Source organism: Methylorubrum podarium (genome assembly GCF_022179745.1).
GTDB classification, from domain to species: Bacteria; Pseudomonadota; Alphaproteobacteria; order Rhizobiales; family Beijerinckiaceae; genus Methylobacterium; species Methylobacterium podarium.
The window spans coordinates 1-1,251 of the sequence record NZ_BPRD01000727.1 but is presented as its reverse complement, the minus strand read 5'-3'; the positions used below and the strand labels follow the sequence as shown (position 1 = coordinate 1,251).

Sequence of the window (1,251 nt, the reverse complement as noted above, 5' to 3'; positions counted from 1 at the left end):
TATCGGCTGATGTTAAGGTTGTAGTTATTAGCCGCCATCTCGGCCATGGGCACGACGCGGGCGAGCCGCTCCACGTCTGCGTACTGGTGATACGCCTTTGCGAGTCGAGCCACGTCGGCGTCTGACAGATGATTCTGCGCCTTGCCCTCGTCGTACTGCTCGACGCCGTTAACGACGAGCACCTTGCCCTTCCGCGTGGCCGGCTTCGCCTTGCGGATTATAAGGATGCAGGCAGGAATTCCGGCCCCATAGAACAGGTTCGGCGCGAGCCCGATCACCGCATCGATAAGGTCTCTTTTGAGCAGACCCTCGCGGATGCGGCCCTCGGCTCCGCCTCGGAACAGCACACCGTGCGGCAGCACGACGCCGAGCATCCCGTCCTGCTTCAGGCTGGCCACCATGTGTTGGACGAAGGCGAGATCGCCGTAGGACTTCGGCGGGCAGCCGAACTGGTCGCGTCCGTAGGGATCGCCGTTCAACCAGACCTCGTAGCCCCAGTTTTTGAGCGAGAACGGCGGATTGGCGAGCACACGGTCAAAGGTGCGGATGGCCTTCGAGCCCTCATCGATGACGTGCTTGGGGTTCAGCAGCGTGTCCCCGCGCGCGATCGACGCGTCGTCGATGTCGTGCAGGAAAAGGTTCATCTGGCTGATGGCCCAGGTGTTGAGGTTCTTCTCCTGGCCGAAGAGCGACAGGCTCTTCGGGTTCTTGCTTTGCCGCTCCAAGTGATGGACGGCTTCGAGGAGCATGCCTCCTGACCCGCACGTTGGGTCGTAAATGCTCATGCCTTCCTCGGGCCGGAGGCACTCGACGATCAGCCGCACCACCATCTTCGGAGTGTAGAACTCGCCGCCCTTCTTGCCGGCGTCGTCGGCGAACTGCGCGATCAGATACTCATACGCCTGCCCAAGCACGTCCGCTTCAGCATCGACGTTGCGCAGCCGGTAGGTCTCGAAATGCTGAAGCAGCTTCTCCAGCGCCGCATCAGGGAAGCGCTCCTTGTTGTTGAAATCTACATCCTGAAAGATGCCGCGCAGCCGATGATTCGCATCCTCAATCGCGTGAAAGGCAGCGTTCAGGTGTTCACCGATGTTGGTGGTGTGTCTGCGAATGTCCTTCCAGAATCGGCCTTGTGGGATGTGAAAGCGATGTTCATCTGGGTCCGCGGCAAGTTCAGCGCTGCCATAACGCTTTAGCCTATCCTCATATTCTTCCTGCCAAACGTCACACAGGCGTTTGGCAGGAAGAATA

General features: G+C 59.9%; 1 protein-coding gene. It reads right to left on the bottom strand.

Translation table 11 applies throughout. The annotated features are described in order from the left end of the window. The coding region (locus MFF42_RS26260; protein WP_238258885.1) for an N-6 DNA methylase at positions 1–1,251 on the bottom strand (1,251 nt) is incomplete at both ends.